Below are 18,617 nucleotides of genomic sequence, written 5' to 3' on the forward strand. Positions count from 1 at the left end.
GGTTCAGACGCCCAGCGCGGCAAGGCCGTTTTCATGAAACAGCGCCAGCCGCGCCACTTCGGCCTCGGTCAGCGGTATGCCCTTCTCCTGCGCCTCGGCGCGGGCGGCAAAGCGGCGCTGCGAGGGCAGGCGGGCGCCCTGCAGGCCGAAGGCCTCCAGCAGCCGTTCGCCCTCGGCCAGCGGGTCACGTCCGCTGCGCGCGGCAAAGACCTCGGGCGCAAAGGCCAGGATCAGCGCGCCGTGGCGCGGCAGCAGGGCCGCGCCGCCCGTGGCTTCAAGGGCCTCCTTGCTCATGATCTCGCCCAGCATGGCGCCGGACAGCAGCTCGATCATCGTCGAGATGGCCGAGCCCTTGTGCCCGCCGAAGGTCAGCATTGAGCCGGCAAGGGCCGCCTCGGGATCGGTGGTGGGCTCGCCCTCCGCGTCGATGGCCCAGCCTTCCGGGATCGGCTTGCCGGCCTGACGATAGAGCTCGATCTCGCCCCGCGCGGCCACGCTGGTGGCAAAATCGTAGACATAGGGATGGGCGCCAGGCCGCGGCCAGCCGAAGGCCATCGGGTTGGTGCCCAGCAGGGGCTCCTTGCCGCCCGCGGGCGCCACGAAAGCATAGCTCGGGCACATCGACAGCGCCGCCAGGCCTTCGCCGGCCAGCGCCTCGACATCATGCCAGAGCGCCGAGAAATGCAGACAATCGCGGATCACCAGCGCCGCCAGCCCCAGTTTGCGGGCGCGGGCCACAAGGGCCTCGCGCGCCGCGTCGAAGGCCGGGTTCGAAAAACCGCCCTTCGCTTCGACTTCGATGATCGCCGTCTCGCTCTCCATCACCTGCGGCACCGAGTCGGGCGTGGCACGCCCGGCCGCGATCACCCGCAGGCAGCCCTCGATCCGGTAGATCCCGTGCGACTTGCAGGCGTCGCGCTCGGCATCCGTGATCACCCCGGCCACCGCGGCGGCATTGGCATCGGTCATCCCGGCCTTCAGGAAGATCTCGGTCACTTGCCGGCGCAGGGCCTCGACGGGAATGTATCGGGTCTCGGTCATGAAGGGCTCCTCAGCGGTTGTCGGGGATCAGAGCGCCGCGACGGCGATCACTTCCACCAGGTACTCGGGGGCGGCCAGCTTGGCCTCGCCGCAGGCGCGGGTCGGCAGGTTGTCGCGGTCGACCCAGGCGTCGTAGATCTCGTTCATGGCGGCGAAATCGGCCATGTCGGCCAGCCAGATCGTCACCTGCAGCAGCTTCGAGCGGTCCGAGCCCGCCTCGGCCAGCAGCCGGTCGACATTGGCCAGCGCGGTGCGGGTCTGGGTTTGCAGGTCCTCGCCCACATTGCCCACCTGGCCAGCCAGGTAGACGGTGTTGCCATGCACCACGGCGTCGCTCATCCGGGGGCCTGCGCCGAAACGTTTGATGGTCATTTCTCTTCTTGTCCTTTGATCGGGCGCAATCCGCACCAGTCCGCGATGAACAGGGCAATGATGCGCGTCGTGTCCCTCATGCTCTGAAGGTCGGTGTATTCCTGCGGCGAATGACTGCCGCCACCGGTGCCGCCATAGCAGAGAGTGGGGATGCCGTAATAGAGGTCATATTGCCGGGTGTCCGACGTGGCCGTCTGGCTGAAGCTTTCGAGGGCACTTCCCATGACCTCGCCGTGACAGCGGGCAAGAACCGCCTCGGCCTCCGTGCCCGGCTCGAAGACGTGCCCATCCGCCTGGAAGCCGATCCAGGTCACCTCGGGATGTGCCGTGCCCAGGCGATCTGCCGTGGCGTTCAGCCGCTCGGTGACCCGCGCCCGCACGTCGGGCAGCGCGTGGCCAGGCAGCACCGACAGCCGGCACTCGATCTCGCACCAGGAGGGCACGCAGCCCAGCCAGTCGCCGCCGTGGATCTTGCCGAGGCTGAATTTCACCGGATCCTCGATATGGCCGAACCAGGGATGATCCCTGGCCTCGACGTTGATCTCGGCGGTCAGCGCGATCAGGTCCTGCACGTACTCATAGGCCGCCAGGTTGGCATTGGCTGCCGGATCGAAGGCCATGACATGGCCCGGTTTGCCCAGGATCCGGGCCCGCACCCAGACCGAGCCGAGCTCGGCGCGCAGCAGCTTGTGCCCGACGCTTTCCGGGATGAAGGCCGCATCGGCGCGATAGCCGCGCTCCAGCGTCGCCAGCGCTCCGTTGCCGGTGCATTCCTCCTCGCTCACCGTCTCGACAAAGACCGGCGCATCGGGGGCAAGCCCCAGGGCCGCCAGCGCATCGAGGGCATGCACCATCGCCGTCACGCCCACTTTCATGTCGTTCACGCCGCGCCCGTACATGCGGCCTTCCTTCACCACGGGGGTGAAGGGATCGCGGTCCCAGAGTTCGGGCGCACCGGTGGGCACCACGTCGATATGGCCCTGCAGGATCAGGCTGCGGCCCTTGCCGCCCTCGGTGCCGGCCCTGGCCACCACCTGGATCGCCTTGTCGTAATCCACATCCACCACCGCCGAGGCACCGGGCTTGCCGGCGATATCCACCTCGGAAATGGCGAAACTGTCCACGCTCCAGCCGCGCTGCTCGAATTCACCGGCCAGCCAGGCCTGGCAGGGGCCTTCATTGCCGCGGGTGCTGTCGAAGGAGGCCAGCCGCGCCAGCCAGGCGGTCTGTTCGGCGGCGCCCGCCTCGATCACCTGATCGAGGCGGGCCGACAGGTCGGAGAGATCCTGCGCGCTCATTGCGAGATCTCGCGCAGGTCCTCGGGCAGAAGGGCTTCGGGCAGGTTCTGATAGCAGACCGGGCGCAGGAAGCGGCGGATCGACAGCGTGCCCACCGAAGTGGCGCCGAAGTTGGTCGAGGCGGGGTAGGGGCCGCCATGCACCATCGTGTCGCAAACCTCCACGCCGGTGGGGAAGCCGTTCACCAGAACCCGTCCGGCCTTGCGTTCCAGCACCGGCATCAGGCGGCGGCCCAGCGTCGCGTCGCCGTCATCCAAGTGGATGGTCGCGGTCAGCTGCCCGGCAAAGCTGCGGGCCACCTCGACCATCTGGTCCACGTCCTTGGCCACGACGACCAGGCCGAGCGGGCCAAAGACCTCCTCGGTCAGCGCGTGGTTGCCCAGCCAGTCGTCGGCCGAGATCCGGAACAGGAAGGGCTTGGCCTCGCGCATGTCGCAGACCGAGGTCAGCAGCTCCTGCACGCCCGGCTCGCGCGCCATCTTCTCGGCGCCCGAGGCATAGGCCTTGGCGATGCCGTCGGTCAGCATGACCTGGGCGCCGGTTTGCGACAGCGCCGCGCGGGCGGCTTCCACCAGGGCCTCGCCCTCGGCCCCTTCAAGTACCACGGCGATGCCGGGGTTGGTGCAGAACTGGCCTGCGCCCATGGCAAGCGATCCGGCCCAGCCCTGTCCCAGGGCCTCGCCGCGCGCCGAAACGGCTTCCGGCAGCAGGAACATCGGGTTGACCGAGCCGAGCTCGCCGAAGAAGGGGATCGGTTCGGGGCGTTGGGCGCAAAGGTCGAAGAGCGCTCGACCACCGCCGAGAGAGCCGGTGAAGCCCACGGCCTTGATCAGCGGGTGCTGCACGAGGGCCTGGCCCACCGAGCGGTCACCGCCCTGCACGAGCGAGAAGACGCCCTTGGGCATGCCGGTCTTTGCCACGGCGGCGTGGATCGCTTCGGCGATGATCTCGCCGGTGCCGGGGTGCGCGCCATGGCCCTTCACCACCACCGGGCAGCCTGCGGCCAGCGCGGCGGCGGTATCGCCCCCGGCGGTCGAGAAGGCGAGGGGGAAGTTCGAGGCGCCGAAGACGGCGACCGGGCCGATCGGGCGCTGCATCATGAAGAGCTCCGGGCGCGGCGCGGGGGCGCGGTCGGGCAGGGCCTCGTCGTGGCGACGGTCCAGGTAATCGCCCTTCAGGATGTGATTGGCGAACATGCGCAGCTGACCGGTGGTACGGCCGCGTTCACCCTGCAGGCGTCCTTCGGGCAGGCCGCTTTCCTGGCTGCCGATCTCGGTGATCGCCTCGGCACGGGCCTCGATCTCGTCGGCGATGGCATTCAGGAAGGCCGCGCGTTCGGCGCGGGTGGAATAGCCGTAGCTCCAGAAGGCCTCCTCTGCGGCCTCGCATGCCTGGGCCACCAGCTCGGGCGTGCCGACCGAGAAGTCATGCGCGGGCCCGTGAGCAGGCGTGGAGGTAAAGGTCGCGTCGCTGGCGATCCATTCGCCGGCGATCAGGTGTTTGCCGTGAGGGGTAAAAGTCATGTCGGCCTCCTTGAGGGCAAAGTCTTGTATTTCATGAAGAAGCCGCCCCCATGGGGGCGGCTGTCATTGTTCGGCATTCAGGCGGTCAGGCCTCGTAGCCGTAGATTTCCTTGGCGCGTTCCGGCGTCAGGTAGTCGTTGCGCAGGTCGCGCTCGATGGCCTCGCGGCTGCGCAGCTTGGGGTCGCCATAGCCGCCGCCGTTGCCGGTGACCACGCGGATCACGTCGCCCTCGTTCACCTTCAGATTGGTGCAGAAGGCGTGGCGTTCCTTGCCACCGTCGCGGCGCAGCACCTCGACATAGTTGACCGAGCCGTCGAGCCCGCCCGAGGCGCCCCAGGGCGCGATCCGGTTGCGGGTATAGCCCACCGACAGGAAGTTGTTGTCGGCGCGCACGCGGTAATGGGTCTCGATGCCCTTGCCGCCGCGCCACTGGCCTTCGCCGCCGGGCTCGGTGTTCAGCGCCACCTGGTCGACGCCCAGGCCATAGCGTGCCTCGGCCACTTCCGCCGGGCAGTTGAAGGTCTCGCCGTGGAAGCCCGAGAACTGCCCCGACACGCCGTCGGAGCCTTCCCAGGCGCCCCAGCCGCCGACCTGCGGTTCCACGATCGTGTAGTGGCGCCCGGTTTCGGGGTGGGGGCCGCCCACGTTGGTGCCGCAGATCGAGGCAAAGTTTCCCGCCGGCACCACGCCGGGGAAATACTCCGCCAGCGCCCGCAGGATCATGTCGAACAGCCGGATCTCCACCTCGGAGTAGTAGCCAAGCGCCCCGGGCGCCTCGACGTGGTAGATCGTACCGGGCTTGGTCACCACCTTCAGCGGCTTGAAGAAGCCGCCGTTGCCGGGGGCGTCGGGATCGGTGAAGTCCTTGAAGGCCAGCTGAACGGCGATCTCGGTGCCCTCGCGCGAGCAGTTGAGCGATCCCGATTGCGCCGGGTTGTTCGTCAGGTCGACGATGAACTCATCCTCGGTGATCGTCAGCTCGACGTTGTGCACCACGCCGGAATCCTGCTCTTCCGAGAAGGCATAGGTGCCGTGCGGGATCTTCTTCAGTGCCGCGCGGGCCCGGCGTTCGCCCAGGTCCATGTAGTCGCTGACCGCGGCCTCGAAGGTATCGGCGCCGTACTTGTTCACCAGCTCCAGCACCCGGCGTTCGCCGATGCGCAGCCCCGCGATGCCGGCCCAGAGGTCGCCATGCAGGAAGTCGGGCAGGCGCGAGTTGATCTTCAGGATGTCGAAGACCGCCTCGTTCTGCCGGCCCTCCATGAAGAGCTTCACCGCAGGGATCCGCACGCCTTCCTGGAAGATTTCCGTGGCTTCGGAGGACATGGAGCCCGGCACGTTGCCGCCAACGTCGTTCCAGTGGGCGATATTGGCGACCCAGGCCACCATCTTGCCCTCGTGGAACACCGGCTGCGCCAGCACCATGTCGTTCAGGTGGGTCACGCCGCCGAAGTAGGGATCGTTCGAGGCAAAGACGTCACCCTCGCGGATGTCCTCCAGCGGGAACTTCTTCAGGATGCCCATGATCGCCTTGTCGAGCACGCCGATGAAGGCCGGGATCCCCGCGCCCGAGGCCGCGATCTCGCCCTCGGGGTTCAGGATCGAGGTCGACAGGTCGAGCACCTCGTAGATGATCGCGCTCATCGAGGTCTTCACCTGGGCATAGAACATCTCGTCCGCGATGGCTTCCAGCGCGTTCTGGATGATGTCGAAGGTGACGGGATCGAAAGTCTTGTCCGTCATGGCTCAGCCCTTTTCCTCTGTACGCGTCTCGATGTGCGTGTTGCCGAAATCGTCGATGTAGACGCGGTTGGTGGGGTGCACGACGATCGTGGTGCCCGGATCCTCGATCACCGCCGGACCAGAGAAGGACATCCCCGGCTCGAACTTGGTGCTGTCGTAGATCGTCGCCTCGTGCTCGCCCTCGGTCGCATAGTCGACCATGCGGTGGCCCTTCACGGCATCTTCCAGCTTCGCGCCCGTCTTCGGCAGCGGCACCAGCTCCAGCTTGCCGACCTCGGAGGCCGCGATCAGGTGGATGCCGATGATCTCGACACCCGCGGAAAGGCGATAGGTGTACTCGCGCTCGTAGATCTCGTGGAACTCGGCCAGCATCGCGGCAATCACCTCGTCGGTCACCGGCCCCGCGGGCACCGGCACCTCGACGGCGAATTCCTGGTTCTGGTAGCGGCAGCGCACCATCGGCTTGAAGCTCACCTTGTCGGCGGTCACGCCTTCGCGGGCATATTCCTCGCGCGCCAGATCCATCGTGTGCGACAGCAGCTCGTCGAGGCCCGCGCGGTCGTTGCCGTCCATCAGGCGGGTCACGAAGTAGTCGCGCCGCAGGTCCGACATCATCATGCCCCAGGCCGAGAAGACCGGCGCGCCGCGCGGCACCACCACCTTCTTCACGCCCAGCTCCTGGCCGAGCGCCACGCCATGCATCGGGCCGCCGCCGCCAAAGACGACGAGGGTGAAATCACGCGGGTCATAGCCGCGGTTGACCGAGACCAGCTTCAGCGCGTTGACCATGTTGGAGTTGGCGATCCGCACGATGCCGCGGGCCACTTCCTGCGTGCTGTTGCCCAGCTTGCCGGCCAGCTTCTCGAGCGCGCTTTCCAGCGCCGGCATGTCCGCCTCGACGGAGCCGCCGCAGAAGTAGTCCTTGTTGATCCGGCCGAGCGCCAGGTTGGCGTCGGTCGTGGTCGCTTCCTCGCCGCCGCGGCCATAGGCCGCCGGTCCGGGGGTGGATCCGGCCGATTGCGGGCCCACGTGCAGCTTGTCGAAATCGTCGACCCAGGCGATCGAGCCGCCGCCGTTGCCGATCTCCACCAGGTCCACCACCGGCACCATGATCGGATAGCCGGCCGACTTGCGGTCGCGTTCGATCCAGTAGTCGGTCTTGATGGTCACCTGGTTGTTCTCGATCAGCGAGCATTTCGCCGTGGTGCCGCCGATGTCGAGCGCCAGGATGTTCGGCTCGCCGATGATCCGGCCCAGTTCGGCCGCACCCCAGAAGCCCGAGGCCGGGCCGCTCTCGACCATGGTGATCGGCACCGCCTTGATGGCATCAACCGAATCCACGCCGCAGTTCGACTGCATGATGAACAGCTGGCCCTTGTAGCCCTTGTCGGTCAGGCCGGTTTCCAGCTTCTCCAGGTAGCGCTGCGCCTTGGGTTGGACGTAGGCCGACAGGATCGCGGTGTTGGTACGCTCGTACTCGCGCCATTCCCGGGTGATCTGGTGAGAGGTCACCACCGTCACCTCGGGCCAGCGCGCCTCGATCTCGGCCTTGATCTGCTCTTCGTGCGCCGGGTTGGCATAGGCATGCAGAAAGCTCACGGCGATGGCCTCGATGCCCTCGGCGCGGAACAGCTCCAGCGTCTCGTCCAGGTCCGACAGGTCCAGGGGCGTCACTTCGTGGCCCTGGTAGTCCATCCGCCCGGTGATCTCGCGGCGCAGGTATCGCTCCACGAAGGGGGCGGGCTTGCGGTACATCAGGTTGAAGAAGTCGGGCCGGTTGCCGCGGCCGATCTCGATCGCGTCACGGAAGCCCTTCGTGGTGATCAGCCCCACCTTGGCGCCCTTGCGCTCGGTCAGGGCGTTGATCACCACCGTGGTGCCATGGGCAAAGAAGTCGACGGTCGAGATGTCGACGCCGCCCTTTTCCAGCACGTTCAGCACACCCTCTTCGAAGTTGGGCGGCGTGGTGTCGGATTTCGCGGTGCGCACGGTCTGCACGCCGGTCTTCAGGTCGGTCTCGAAATAGACGAGGTCGGTAAAGGTTCCGCCCACATCGGTCGACACGCGTGTGATTTTGTCAGTCATTGCAGTTCTCTGTTCCGGTTGGGGTGGCCATCAGCGACGACGGCTGCCCGATGCCGCGAGCGCCACCGCGATCACGATGATCACGCCCGTGGTGAGGTCCTTGAAGAAGGGGTTCACGTTGAGGATGTTGAAGCCGTTGTTGATCAGCGCCATCAGCAGCACACCGGCAACCGAGCGCCAGATCGCGCCGGCCCCGCCCATGATCGACGTGCCGCCCAGGATGACGGCCGCGATGGCCTCGAACTCCATGCCGCTGCCGGCCTGCGGCTCGGCCATCGAGATCCGCGACACGGCGATCACGCCGGCCAGGCCCGCGGCCATGCCCGAGAGCGAGAAGGTCATGATCTTGATCATGTTGGTGCGGATGCCCGACAGGATGGCGGCTTCCTCGTTGCCGCCCACGGCAAAGACGCGGCGGCCGAAGGTGGTGCGGTTCAGCAGCACCATGAAGATCACCATGAAGACGATGAACACGATGACGGCGATGTTGACCATGCCGATGCGGCCGCGCCCGATCCAGGAGAATTCCGCGATCCGCACCGGGATCAGCGAACCGCCGGTGATCAGGATGGCGATGCCGCGATAGACAAGGCTGGTCGCCAGGGTCACCAGGAAGGAGTGCACCCCGAACCCGGTGATGATGCTGCCGTTGATCGCCCCCAGCAGCAGGCCGATCAGCGGCCCGGCCACGATGGCGATATGGGGGTCGAAGTTCACCGCGATCCAGCCGGCCGACACCGAGGCCACGCCAAAGATCGCCCCGGTCGACAGGTCGAAGCCGCCGCCGATGATCACCAGCGTCAGCGCACAGGCGATGATTGCCAGGGGGGCGGACTGGTTCAGGATGTTCAGCAGGTTGCGGGCGGTCAGGAAGCTGTCCGAGATCAGCGTCAGGCCCACCAGCAGGATGACGATGATCGAGACGACGCCGTAGTCACGGGCGAATTCGCCGGGCGTCATGCGGCGGCGGGCGGGATTTGTTTGGGCATCGCTCATGAGTGGGAGACCTCCTTGATGCGGGGCACGGCGCTCTGTTCTCTGAAGATGCGGTTCAAGGCATCCTCGACCGTGAGTTGGCGGCAGTCGGCCTCGGCGAAGATCCGGCCTTCGCTCATGAGGTAGCCGCGATGGGACAGGTTGATGACTTCCTCGAGTTCCGAGGAGATGAGCAGGATGCCCACCCCGGCCGAGGCCATCTCGATGATGAATTCGTGGATCCGCTGGCGGGCGCCGATGTCGACGCCGCGGCTGGGTTCGTCCAGGATCAGCAGCTTCGGCTTCTCGACGGCCCATTTCGACAGCAGCACCTTCTGCTGGTTGCCGCCCGAGTAGAAGGCTACCTCGCCGTCGATGGTGTTCGGCACGATGCCGAAGTGGTCGATCATGGCGCGGGCGCGTTCACGTTCCAGCCTGCCGTTGATCATGCCGTATTTCGAGATGCTGCCCAGCGAGGCCAGAGAGATGTTCGGACGGGTGGTCTGGGTCAGCACCAGGCCCTGCTTGCGCCGGTCCTCCGGGACGAAGGCCACACCCTGCGCCACGGCACGGGTGACGTTCAGCCGCTCGTTCTGCAGCACGCCCTGGATCGAATAGGTGCCTCCGGTGATCCGGTCCGCCCCGAAGAGCGCCCGGCCCAGCTCGGAGCGTCCCGATCCGACCAGGCCGATCAGCCCCACGATCTCGCCGGGCCGCACCATCAGGCTGATGTCCTGCAGGCCGGTCTCGGTGCTCACGTTCTCCATCTCGATGATCGTGGCCACCTGGCGGGCAGGGGGGGCGGGCAGCTCGGGCCAGCTGATGTCCGAGGCCTCGCCCAGCATGGAATCGACCAGGCTCTGCTTGGTCTCGCCTTCCATGTCGTCGGTGCGGATCACCTTGCCGTCCCGCATCACGGTGACGCGGTCGCAGTTGGCGATGATGTGATCCAGGAAGTGGCTGACGTAGATCACCGTCACGTCGCGCGCCTTCAGCCGCGCGATCAGCTGGTGCAGCCTGTCGGCCTCGTCCTCGGTCAGCGAGGAGGTCGGCTCGTCCATGATGATGACACGGGCCTCGCGGGCGATGGCCCGCATGATCTCCACCTTCTGACGCTCGGCGATGCGCATGTCGGCGACCTTGGTGTGCGGGTTCAGCCCGAAATCACAGGTCTTCTCCAGGGCCTCGAACCGCGCCAGGTCGCCCTTGCGCAGGAAGCCGGCCGTGTTGCTCTCCAGGCCCAGGAACACGTTCTGCAGCACCGTCAGTTCCGGCACCAGCTGCAGTTCCTGGTGGATCATTGCGATGCCGCGGCTCAGCGCGTCACGGGGCGAAAACCGGGTCACGGTCTGGCCAAAGACCTCCACCGTGCCCTCGTCCGCGGAATAATAGCCGCCCACGATCTTTCCGACGCTCGATTTGCCGGCGCCGTTCTCCCCCACCAGGGCGTGGACGGAGCCCTTCTGGAAGTCGATGTTGATGTCGTCGAGGATGCGTGTTCCGCCAAAACTCTTGGCGACACCCCGGACCCGGACGGCGATGTCCTTACCGGTCATGGCGTTCCTTTCCAATTGTGGGGAAGCGACAGGCGTCGCACCTGTCGCCCGCGGCCCCGGGGGGCCGGCTTCCGGCGCATGCGGGGGGCATGCGCCGGACCGTCAGGCGATCAGCCCTGCCATTCGGCTTCGAAGTCGGGGTGCGCGTCCAGCCATTCCTTGGTCACGACCGGCGGCACGTCGCGCAGCTTGAACTCGTCGATCCAGCTCGGCACGTCCTCGCCGTTCAGCGATTTCACCAGCGCGTCCAGCGCGGCGACACCCTCGGAATGCGGGAACTGGGCCAGGGTGGCGTCGTAGGTACCGGCACGGATACCGTCCACGGTGATCTGGTTCAGGCCGCCGCCGATGGTGTAGATCTCGGAGGTGTCGATGCCGGCATCTTCAAGTGCGATCTCGGCGCCCATCAGGTGCTGGTCGGCGCTGGCCAGGACGGCGTCGATGTCGGGGTTTGCCTGCAGGATGTCCTGCATCGCGACCATCGAGGTCTCGGGGCTGTAGTTGCCTTCACCGGTGGCGACCACTTCGATGTTCGGATGCTGGGCAAAGACTTCCTTGTAGGTGTCGTTGCGCATGTTGTCGAAGGGGAAGATCAGCTGGCCGATGATCACGGCCACCTTGCAGGGATCCTTGTCCTCGCAGTAGTCGGCGATGGCTTCGGCCTGGTAGCGGGCGCCGATGCTCGGGTCGAAGGCGACGGTGGTCGTCAGGCCGTCGATCTGCGGTTCCATCTGGGTCAGGTCGGGGCCGATCGGGAACAGGGCGGCGGCAACCTTCACGCCCTGGTCGATGGCGTCTTCCAGGGCGGTGGCGATGCCCACGGTGTCGTTCGGGGCCACGATGATCGCGTCAAAGCGGCCGCCGGCCACGATGTCCTCGACCTGGCTGAACTGGGTCGTGGCCGAGAATTCGCCGTCAAAGATCTCGGTGTTGACGTTGTCGTATTTCGACGCGGCGTCCTGGATCCCGGAATAGATCGCCTGGTTGAAGCCGTTCTGGCTCGAGGCGGCCAGGAAGGCGATGTTGTAGTCCTTGGCCTGAGCGGCCAGCGGCGTGGCCAGTGCGGTGCACATCAGGGCCAGTTTCAGATGGGATTTCATCAGTTTCTCCATGTTGAAGGCGGTTTTGTTATTCATTCGGGCCGTCATGGCCCGGGGGAGCGGCGACGGGCCTTTGCGACCCGCGCCGTTGTCTCTCACTGCTCGGTAAGCCCCTCGTATCCGGGGGTGGCCGCAAGGCCGTCGGGCAGGAAGCTCGCGGTCTCGATGTCCTCGAGGAACAGCAGCAGGAAGGCCAGGGTCGCCACCGGCTGCCAGGCCAGGGCGCGCTCGACCATCTCGGGGGTGAAATGGCCGCGCGGGCCCAGCAGGTTGACCGTGCCGATCACCCGGCCATCGGCCACCGCGGGCAGGTTCATGTTGGATTCAAAGCCCAGGTCGCGGATCTTCTCCCAGTCAAAGAAGACCTCGGCGATCTCCTCGATGCGGGTCGAGCTGAAGTGCTTTGCGCCCGCGATCACCGTCTCGTAGTAGCGGTTCTTCTCCAGCAGCTTGAAATTGCCCACCGGGTAGGCTTCCAGGTCCTCCGAGAAGACCCGGCGCGAGCGCATGTTTTCGAGGTCGTAGACCGAGGCCGTGGTCAGCCCGCGGCCCAGGTCGGCATTCAGCCCCTCGATCAGATAGGCAAAGACGGTGCGGGCGGCATCCGGCCCGGCGACCAGGGCGTTCAGCTTGGTGGAATCGATTGCCATTATGCTGCCTTCCGATTGTCGCGGGCCACGCGGCCTGCCTTCACCACGAGGCGCAGGCTCTCTTCCGGCCGGCCAAGCAGGGTGACATCGGCAAACGGGTCGCCGTCGACAACGATGAAGTCCGCGCGGGCGCCTTCGGCGATCACGCCGATCTCGCCTTCGCGCTTGCAGGCCATGGCGCCGATCTCGGTAACCGAGCGCAGCACTTCCGCCGGGCTCAGCACCTTGGCCAGCAGGTCGAACTCCATGCCGCCGTACTTGCGCAGCTGGCCGAGCAGGTCGGTGCCAAAGGCCATCGGCAGGCCGGCGTCGCGCATGATGGCCAGCGATTCCAGGCCCTTGTCGCGCACGATGTCGATCTTGGCCTGTTCCGCTTCGCCCAGGCCGAGCGCCGCGCCTTCCAGCTTCAGCCCTTCATAGGCCACCAGCGTGGGCACCGCGAAACAGCCCGCTTCGGCTGCCATCCTGGCGGTTTCCGGGGTGATCAGGTTGCAGTGTTCAAGGGACTTCACGCCCAGTTCGACACAGCGGCGGATCGCCTTGTCATGATAGACGTGGGCCGAGACATAGGTGTTGGCGTTCTCGGCCTCTTCCACCATGGCCAGGATTTCGTCGCGGGAATACTGGATCGAGTCGATCGGGTCGTTGGGAGAGGAGACGCCGCCGTTGGCCATCACCTTGATGAACTTGGCGCCTTCCTTCAGCATCTTGCGGCAGGTAAAGCGCACGTTCTCCACGCCGTCCACCAGCACGCCCATGTTGCCCAGGCGCCAGCCCATGGCATCGGGGCGGATGTCGGTGCGGGCCCGCAGGTCGGTATGGCCGCCGGTGGTCGACAGGCCCTTGCCGCAGATCACCAGGTCGGGGCCGTCGATCAGCCCGGCGTCCACCGCCTGCACCAGGCCCAGGTCGGCACCGCCCAGGTCGCGCACGGTGGTAAAGCCGCGGTCCAGCAGCTCTTCCATGATCTTGGCGGCGCGCAGGGCGGCCAGCGAATCCGTGGCGGTGGCATTGGCCCAGAGGTCGAGCGAATGGGCCACCACGTGGAAGTGGCTGTCGATCAGGCCGGGCATCAGGGTGCGCCCGCCGAGGTCGATCACCTCTGCCTCCGCGGGGACCTCGCCGCCGATCGAAAGGATGCGGTCGCCTTCGATGACCACGGTGGTGGGGGGCGACAGACGCTCCGCATCCAGGTCCAGCAGGCAGGCATTGGTATAGGCGGTAGTCGTCATTGGGAGTCCCGGTTCTGTTGTCAGTCCTGGCCGCCGTTCCGGGCGGCTCCGCCGCTGGACTTGCTGCGCCCGGGCGGGGCGTGGCGGTCTTGTGGCGACGTGGTCAAAGGGGATACTAGCCACGAGAATATCTCTTGTCGACAAGAAAAATTTAAAAAGAGAAGTGGTGTATATGCACCGTATTGTGCAAACTGCGGAAAACTCAGGAGTCATCGAGAGAATGCCAAAGGCGTCGGTAAAAGCGGGCGAGGGCGGCCTGCCCCAGGTGAAGCGCGGCGAGGGTGTGGCCTATGTCTACGAGATGCTGCGCAACGAGATCATCGAGCTGAAGCTCGCGCCCGGCAGTCCCATCGACGAGACGGACCTCTCGCAGCGCTTCTCGATGTCGCGCACGCCGATCCGCGAGGCACTGGTGCGCCTGGCCGCCGAGGGCCTGATCTCCACGCTGACCAACCGCACGACCATCGTGTCGAACATCGACTTCCTGCAGCTCGGCTCCTTCTTCGACGCGCTGACGCTGATGTACCGGGTGACCGCGCGCCTGGCGGCGGCCAATTACGAAGAGGCCGACATCCCCCCGATCCGCGCCCATCAGGACGATTTCGCCCGTGCGGTGGCTGAACGCGACGTGCTCTCCATGATCGCCACCAACCGCGACTTCCACATCGCCATCGCCGAGGCCGGCCGCAACAAGTACTACACCGATCTCTTCCGTCGCCTGCTCGACGAGGGCCGTCGCATCCTGCGCCTCTACTATCATTCCTACGACGACAACCTGCCGCGCCAGTACGTCACCGAGCACGAGGACATGATCGCCGCCCTCATCGCCCGCGATGTCGAGGAATCGGATCGACTCGCCGTGGCCCATGCCGACCAGATCGTCCGCCAGATCCGCTCCTACATCTCCGCCGACAAGCGCAGCGTCTCCTCTCTGCGCCTCTGAGGGCAGGGCAGGGCGCCCTGTCCTGCAGGTCCCCGCGGCGCCTCGGTTGCGGGGAAAATTTTGGACTTCGCGTCATTTGGATTTTATTTGTCGACAGAGCGTCTACTTGGTGCTAGATGCTGTCTCAGCAAGGGGCGCCACCCGGCTGTGCGGACCCGCATCGGGGCTCGCGACGGCCCCGGCCCCACACCCCTTCCCGGCAGGCACCGCCTTGCCCTGACCGGCCCCTCTTTTCGAAAGGACCCCACATGAGCGACAGTATCTTCACCGGCTGCATCCCGGCCCTCATGACCCCCTGCAAGGACGACCGCACCCCCGACTTCGAGGCCCTCGCCCGCAAGGGCAAGGAGCTGATCGCGGCCGGCATGTCCGCCGTCGTCTACTGCGGCTCCATGGGCGACTGGCCGCTGCTCAGCGACGAAGAGCGCATGGCAGGCGTCGAGGCGCTGGTGAATGCCGGTGTGCCCGTCATCGTCGGCACCGGGGCCATCAACACGAAATCCGCCGTGGCGATCACCGCCCACGCCGCCCGCGTCGGCGCCGCCGGCCTCATGGTCATCCCGCGCGTGCTGTCCCGCGGCACCTCGGTCTCCGCGCAAAAGGCCCACTTCTCCGCCATCCTCGAGGCCGCCAACGGCCTGCCCGCGGTGATCTACAACAGCCCCTACTACGGCTTCGCCACCCGCGCCGATCTCTTCTTCGACCTGCGCGCCAGCTACTCCAACCTGATCGGCTTCAAGGAATTCGGCGGCGCCGCCGACATGTCCTATGCGGCCGAGAACATCACCTCCGGCGATGACGACCTGACCCTGATGGTCGGTGTCGATACCCAGGTCTTCCACGGCTTCGTCAAATGCGGTGCCACCGGCGCCATCACCGGCATCGGCAACGCCCTGCCCAAGGAAGTGCTGCACCTCGTCGAGCTCTGCAAGAAGGCCGCCACCGGCGATGCCGCCGCCCGCGTCAAGGCACGCGAGCTGGAAGAGGCGCTGATGGTGCTGTCCAAGTTCGACGAAGGTGTCGACCTGGTGCTCTTCTACAAGTACCTCATGGTTCTGAACGGCGACGCGGAATACACGCTGCACTTCAACGAGACCGATGCGCTGACCCCGGCACAGCAGGCCTTCGTCGAAACCCAGTACGCCCAGTTCAAGGCCTGGTACGCCGACTGGGCCGCCTGAAGGCAACCACGACAGGGGAAACCAAGGAGACCGACATGCATGTGATCGACAGCCACACCGGCGGTGAACCCACGCGGGTCATCCTCGACGGTTTCCCCGATCTTGGCGACGGCCCGCTGCCTCAGCGGGCCGCCCGCCTCGCCACCGAGTTCCGCGATGCCTATCGCGCCGTGGTGCTCGAACCGCGTGGCCAGGTGGCCATGGTCGGCGCCCTGCTCGTGCCGCCCACCGATCCCACCTGCGTCACCGGGGTGATCTACTTCGATGTCGAGGCGGTGCTCGGCATGTGCGGCCATGGCACCATCGGCCTTGCCGTCACGCTCTTCCACATGGGCCGCATCGGTACCGGCAGCCACCGCATCGAGACCCCCGCCGGCGTCGTCACGGTGCTGGTCACCGATGCCCATACCGTCACCGTCACCAATATCGAGAGCCGCCGCACCATGACCGACGTCACGGTCGAGGTGCCGGGGCTCGGCACTGTCACTGGCGATGTCGCCTATGGCGGCAACTGGTTCTTCCTCGTCGATCCCAGCCCGCTGCCCGTGGCGCCCGACAATATCCGCGCGCTCACCGATGCCACCGTTGCCACCCGCGAGGCGCTCCATGCGGCCGGTATCGCCGGAGAGAATGGCGGCGTGATCGACCACATCATCTTCTACGGGCCCTCGGGGGATCCGGCGGTGCACAGCCGCAACTTCGTGCTCTGCCCCGATGATGCCTACGACCGCTCGCCCTGCGGCACCGGCAGCTCGGCGCGGCTGGCCTGCCTTGCCGCCTCCGGCCGCCTGGCCGAGGGCGAGGAGATCATCCAGCATTCCGTCATCGGCTCGGCCTATCGCCTCTCCTGGGCGGCGGGCCCCACCGGCGGGGTGATCCCCTCGATCACCGGCAAGGCCCATGTCATGGCCGAGAGCACGCTGATCTTCGATCCCGACGATCCGTTCCGCAACGGCATCGCACCCTGAAACTCCCCCACTGCCGGGCGGGCCTTCCGGTCTGTCCGGCATTTTTTTACAACTTCACGGCGTCGCAGACGCAGCATCGCAGGCACAGACAGGGGGCCACATGTCCGAGAGTTCCAATCAGGCCGGAGAGCGTTCCGTCATCGTCATCGGGGCCGGTGTCATCGGTGTCAGCGCGGCGCTGGCGCTCCAGGAGCGCGGGCACGCCGTCACGCTGCTCGACCGACGCGGCGTGGCCGAGGAGACCTCGCGCGGCAATGCCGGGGCCTTCGCCTATACCGATGTCGAGCCGCTGGCCTCGCCCGGGATCATGCTCAAGGCGCCGAAGTGGCTGCTCGATCCGCTCGGGCCGCTGTCGCTGCGCCCGGGCTACGCCCTCCGGATGCTGCCCTGGGCGCGGCATTTCTATGCCGCCAGCCGGCCGCGCCGCCATGCCGCCTCGATTGCCGCCCAGGCCCGGCTGATGACCCTGTCGCGGGCCGCGCTCGAGCGTCTGATCACCCGTGTCGACGGCGAGCCGCTGGTGCGCCGCGAGGGGCAGCTACAGGTCTACGAGGGCGAGGCCGAGTATCGCGCCAGCCTGCCGGGCTGGGAATTGCGCCGCCAGCACGGCATCGCCTATGACCTGCTCGAGAGCCCGGAAGCCATCGCCGAGATCCAGCCGGGCCTTGCGCCGCGTTTCACCCACGCCGGTTTTACCCCCGACTGGATGAATGCCGTCGATCCCAAGCTCTGGACCGAGCATCTCGCCGCCCGCTTCACCGCTGCCGGTGGCGTGATCGAGACGGCCGACGTGCTCTCGCTGGAACAGCAGGGCGATGCCGTTGTCCTCGACACCCCCGCCGGCCCGCGCCGGGCCGGGCAGGTCGTCGTGGCCGCCGGGGCCTGGTCGCATCGTCTGGCGCGCACCCTGGGTGATCGCATCCCGCTGGAAACCGAGCGCGGCTACAACACCACCTTCCCGACCCGCAGCTTCGATCTGCGCACCCATGTCACCTTCAGCAGCCACGGTTTCGTCGTGTCCAAGATCGGTGACGGCCTGCGTGTCGGCGGCGCGGTCGAGCTCGGCGGGCTGGAGTTGCCGCCGAACTACAAGCGTTCCGAGATCCTGGTGCAAAAGGCCGTGCAGTTCCTGCCGGGCTTCGACGGCACCGGCGGCACGCAGTGGATGGGGTTCCGCCCCTCCATGCCCGACAGCCTGCCCGCCATCGGCCGTTCGCCCCGTGCCGGCCGGGTGATCTATGCCTTCGGGCACGGTCACCTCGGCCTGACCCAGTCCGCCGGCACCGCCGAGCTCGTCGCCGACATCGCCGCCCACGAGGGGCCGGCGCTCGATCTCTCTCCCTACGATCCCCTCCGTTTCGGCGGTCGGCCCTGACGACGGGCAGTGGGCGACCGTTCCTGGAACACCGCGAGGCGGCCCCCGGGGCCGCCTTTTCCGTCTCTGCAACCAGGCGACCTTTTCGCCGAATTTCGCCGTTTTCACACCGACGTGTTACCGACGCGATACCGACGTAATACCGACGTTGGAATCCGGCCTTTTCAATGGCTTGCCAAAACGCGATTTTCGCGCCGACAGGCCCTTTTCACCTGCGCTCACGGCTGTGCGAGAAGACGCCCTCCCAACGGGTTGCACAGCACGGAGATTGGTATTGATTTTCCGTCATGCGCTGGTGGTCTACGTCTCGAAGGCGGCCATGGGGCGCCGGTGCGAATGGCTCTCTTCGTGCCATTTTCTCCTCTGTCTGCGAGAGAAGATTGCTCTTCGCGGGCTCCAGTTCGATGCGTCCGGATCATCCGCGGTCCAGGGTGCCAGCGCCCGTCACCCGAGCGAAGCCAGCTGGGGAAATCTGTGATCTGCCAAGGGGTTGAACCGTTCTGCGCGGTAATGTCCGCGATCCTGCCGCCCGGCGCTGGCGGATGGGATCGGTGCGCACGACCCGACGGATTGC

At 66.6% G+C, this 18,617-nt stretch carries 15 protein-coding genes; 4 read left to right on the forward strand and 11 right to left on the reverse strand.

The window, feature by feature from the left end:
• Nucleotides 1-3 precede the first annotated feature (3 nt).
• The 11 genes from AC0WR5_RS05345 to AC0WR5_RS05395 all read right to left on the reverse strand — a co-directional run bounded on the left by AC0WR5_RS05345 (nt 4) and on the right by AC0WR5_RS05395 (nt 13,576).
• Nucleotides 4-1,041 carry an Ldh family oxidoreductase gene (locus tag AC0WR5_RS05345; RefSeq protein ID WP_475867521.1) on the reverse strand — a complete coding sequence of 346 codons (1,038 nt, stop codon included), beginning with the start codon at nt 1,039-1,041 and terminating at the stop codon, nt 4-6.
• Nucleotides 1,042-1,068: 27 nt separating this feature from the next.
• Entirely contained in the window at nt 1,069-1,413 is a 345-nt protein-coding gene (locus AC0WR5_RS05350) for a RidA family protein (RefSeq protein ID WP_475867522.1), read from the reverse strand.
• Nucleotides 1,410-2,711, reverse strand: a complete 1,302-nt coding sequence (locus tag AC0WR5_RS05355) for an ArgE/DapE family deacylase (protein ID WP_475867523.1) — start codon at nt 2,709-2,711, stop codon at nt 1,410-1,412. Before AC0WR5_RS05355 ends, AC0WR5_RS05350 begins: the two co-directional genes overlap by 4 nt.
• Nucleotides 2,708-4,234, reverse strand: coding sequence for an aldehyde dehydrogenase (NADP(+)) (locus AC0WR5_RS05360; RefSeq protein ID WP_475867524.1), 1,527 nt, complete (start codon nt 4,232-4,234; stop codon nt 2,708-2,710). Before AC0WR5_RS05360 ends, AC0WR5_RS05355 begins: the two co-directional genes overlap by 4 nt.
• An 85-nt stretch (nt 4,235-4,319) precedes the next feature.
• Nucleotides 4,320-5,978, reverse strand: coding sequence for a hydantoinase B/oxoprolinase family protein (locus AC0WR5_RS05365; RefSeq protein ID WP_475867525.1), 1,659 nt, complete (start codon nt 5,976-5,978; stop codon nt 4,320-4,322).
• A 3-nt stretch (nt 5,979-5,981) separates the two neighbouring features.
• Complete coding sequence (locus tag AC0WR5_RS05370; protein ID WP_475867526.1) at nt 5,982-8,063, reverse strand: hydantoinase/oxoprolinase family protein; 2,082 nt, start codon at nt 8,061-8,063, stop codon at nt 5,982-5,984.
• A gap of 30 nt (nt 8,064-8,093) precedes the next feature.
• On the reverse strand, nt 8,094-9,059 hold the full coding sequence (locus AC0WR5_RS05375; RefSeq protein WP_475867527.1) for an ABC transporter permease: 966 nt from the start codon (nt 9,057-9,059) through the stop codon (nt 8,094-8,096).
• Nucleotides 9,056-10,594, reverse strand: a complete 1,539-nt coding sequence (locus AC0WR5_RS05380; RefSeq protein WP_475867528.1) for a sugar ABC transporter ATP-binding protein — start codon at nt 10,592-10,594, stop codon at nt 9,056-9,058. The genes AC0WR5_RS05375 and AC0WR5_RS05380 overlap by 4 nt, the downstream gene beginning before the upstream one ends.
• A gap of 110 nt (nt 10,595-10,704) precedes the next feature.
• Nucleotides 10,705-11,730, reverse strand: a complete 1,026-nt coding sequence (locus tag AC0WR5_RS05385; RefSeq protein ID WP_475867529.1) for a sugar ABC transporter substrate-binding protein — start codon at nt 11,728-11,730, stop codon at nt 10,705-10,707.
• 59 nt (nt 11,731-11,789) lie between these two features.
• Nucleotides 11,790-12,344: a GAF domain-containing protein gene (locus AC0WR5_RS05390; protein WP_475867530.1), complete on the reverse strand. Its 555-nt coding sequence runs from the start codon at nt 12,342-12,344 to the stop codon at nt 11,790-11,792.
• The gene (locus tag AC0WR5_RS05395; protein ID WP_475867531.1) at nt 12,344-13,576 is read right to left on the reverse strand and encodes a metal-dependent hydrolase family protein; all 1,233 of its coding nucleotides are present in this window, start codon (nt 13,574-13,576) and stop codon (nt 12,344-12,346) included. The genes AC0WR5_RS05390 and AC0WR5_RS05395 overlap by 1 nt, the downstream gene beginning before the upstream one ends.
• A gap of 220 nt (nt 13,577-13,796) precedes the next feature.
• On the opposite strand from AC0WR5_RS05395, the gene AC0WR5_RS05400 reads away from it, so the two are divergent.
• The 4 genes from AC0WR5_RS05400 (at nt 13,797) to AC0WR5_RS05415 (ending at nt 18,043) form a co-directional block, all read left to right on the forward strand.
• Nucleotides 13,797-14,519: a GntR family transcriptional regulator gene (locus tag AC0WR5_RS05400; protein ID WP_475867532.1), complete on the forward strand. Its 723-nt coding sequence runs from the start codon at nt 13,797-13,799 to the stop codon at nt 14,517-14,519.
• 248 nt (nt 14,520-14,767) lie between these two features.
• A complete protein-coding gene (locus AC0WR5_RS05405; protein ID WP_475867533.1) occupies nt 14,768-15,700 on the forward strand; it encodes a dihydrodipicolinate synthase family protein in 933 nt (310 codons plus the stop codon).
• A gap of 35 nt (nt 15,701-15,735) precedes the next feature.
• On the forward strand, nt 15,736-16,668 hold the full coding sequence (locus AC0WR5_RS05410; RefSeq protein ID WP_475867534.1) for a 4-hydroxyproline epimerase: 933 nt from the start codon (nt 15,736-15,738) through the stop codon (nt 16,666-16,668).
• A 40-nt stretch (nt 16,669-16,708) separates the two neighbouring features.
• The gene (locus tag AC0WR5_RS05415; protein ID WP_475868900.1) at nt 16,709-18,043 is read left to right on the forward strand and encodes an NAD(P)/FAD-dependent oxidoreductase; all 1,335 of its coding nucleotides are present in this window, start codon (nt 16,709-16,711) and stop codon (nt 18,041-18,043) included.
• Nucleotides 18,044-18,617 lie beyond the last annotated feature (574 nt).

The organism is Pseudooceanicola sp. DL12 (assembly GCF_056270665.1).

Excerpts from the sequence above, each read along its gene's own strand:
- AC0WR5_RS05375 (WP_475867527.1), bottom strand. The coding sequence starts at position 9,059 with ATGAGCGATGCCCAAACAAATCCCGCCCGCCGCCGCATGACGCCCGGC.
- AC0WR5_RS05385 (WP_475867529.1), bottom strand. The coding sequence starts at position 11,730 with ATGAATAACAAAACCGCCTTCAACATGGAGAAACTGATGAAATCCCAT.
- AC0WR5_RS05390 (WP_475867530.1), bottom strand. The coding sequence starts at position 12,344 with ATGGCAATCGATTCCACCAAGCTGAACGCCCTGGTCGCCGGGCCGGAT.
- AC0WR5_RS05365 (WP_475867525.1), bottom strand. The coding sequence starts at position 5,978 with ATGACGGACAAGACTTTCGATCCCGTCACCTTCGACATCATCCAGAAC.
- AC0WR5_RS05400 (WP_475867532.1), top strand. The coding sequence starts at position 13,797 with ATGCCAAAGGCGTCGGTAAAAGCGGGCGAGGGCGGCCTGCCCCAGGTG.
- AC0WR5_RS05355 (WP_475867523.1), bottom strand. The coding sequence starts at position 2,711 with ATGAGCGCGCAGGATCTCTCCGACCTGTCGGCCCGCCTCGATCAGGTG.
- AC0WR5_RS05360 (WP_475867524.1), bottom strand. The coding sequence starts at position 4,234 with ATGACTTTTACCCCTCACGGCAAACACCTGATCGCCGGCGAATGGATC.
- AC0WR5_RS05370 (WP_475867526.1), bottom strand. The coding sequence starts at position 8,063 with ATGACTGACAAAATCACACGCGTGTCGACCGATGTGGGCGGAACCTTT.
- AC0WR5_RS05405 (WP_475867533.1), top strand. The coding sequence starts at position 14,768 with ATGAGCGACAGTATCTTCACCGGCTGCATCCCGGCCCTCATGACCCCC.
- AC0WR5_RS05410 (WP_475867534.1), top strand. The coding sequence starts at position 15,736 with ATGCATGTGATCGACAGCCACACCGGCGGTGAACCCACGCGGGTCATC.
- AC0WR5_RS05350 (WP_475867522.1), bottom strand. The coding sequence starts at position 1,413 with ATGACCATCAAACGTTTCGGCGCAGGCCCCCGGATGAGCGACGCCGTG.
- AC0WR5_RS05345 (WP_475867521.1), bottom strand. The coding sequence starts at position 1,041 with ATGACCGAGACCCGATACATTCCCGTCGAGGCCCTGCGCCGGCAAGTG.
- AC0WR5_RS05380 (WP_475867528.1), bottom strand. The coding sequence starts at position 10,594 with ATGACCGGTAAGGACATCGCCGTCCGGGTCCGGGGTGTCGCCAAGAGT.
- AC0WR5_RS05395 (WP_475867531.1), bottom strand. The coding sequence starts at position 13,576 with ATGACGACTACCGCCTATACCAATGCCTGCCTGCTGGACCTGGATGCG.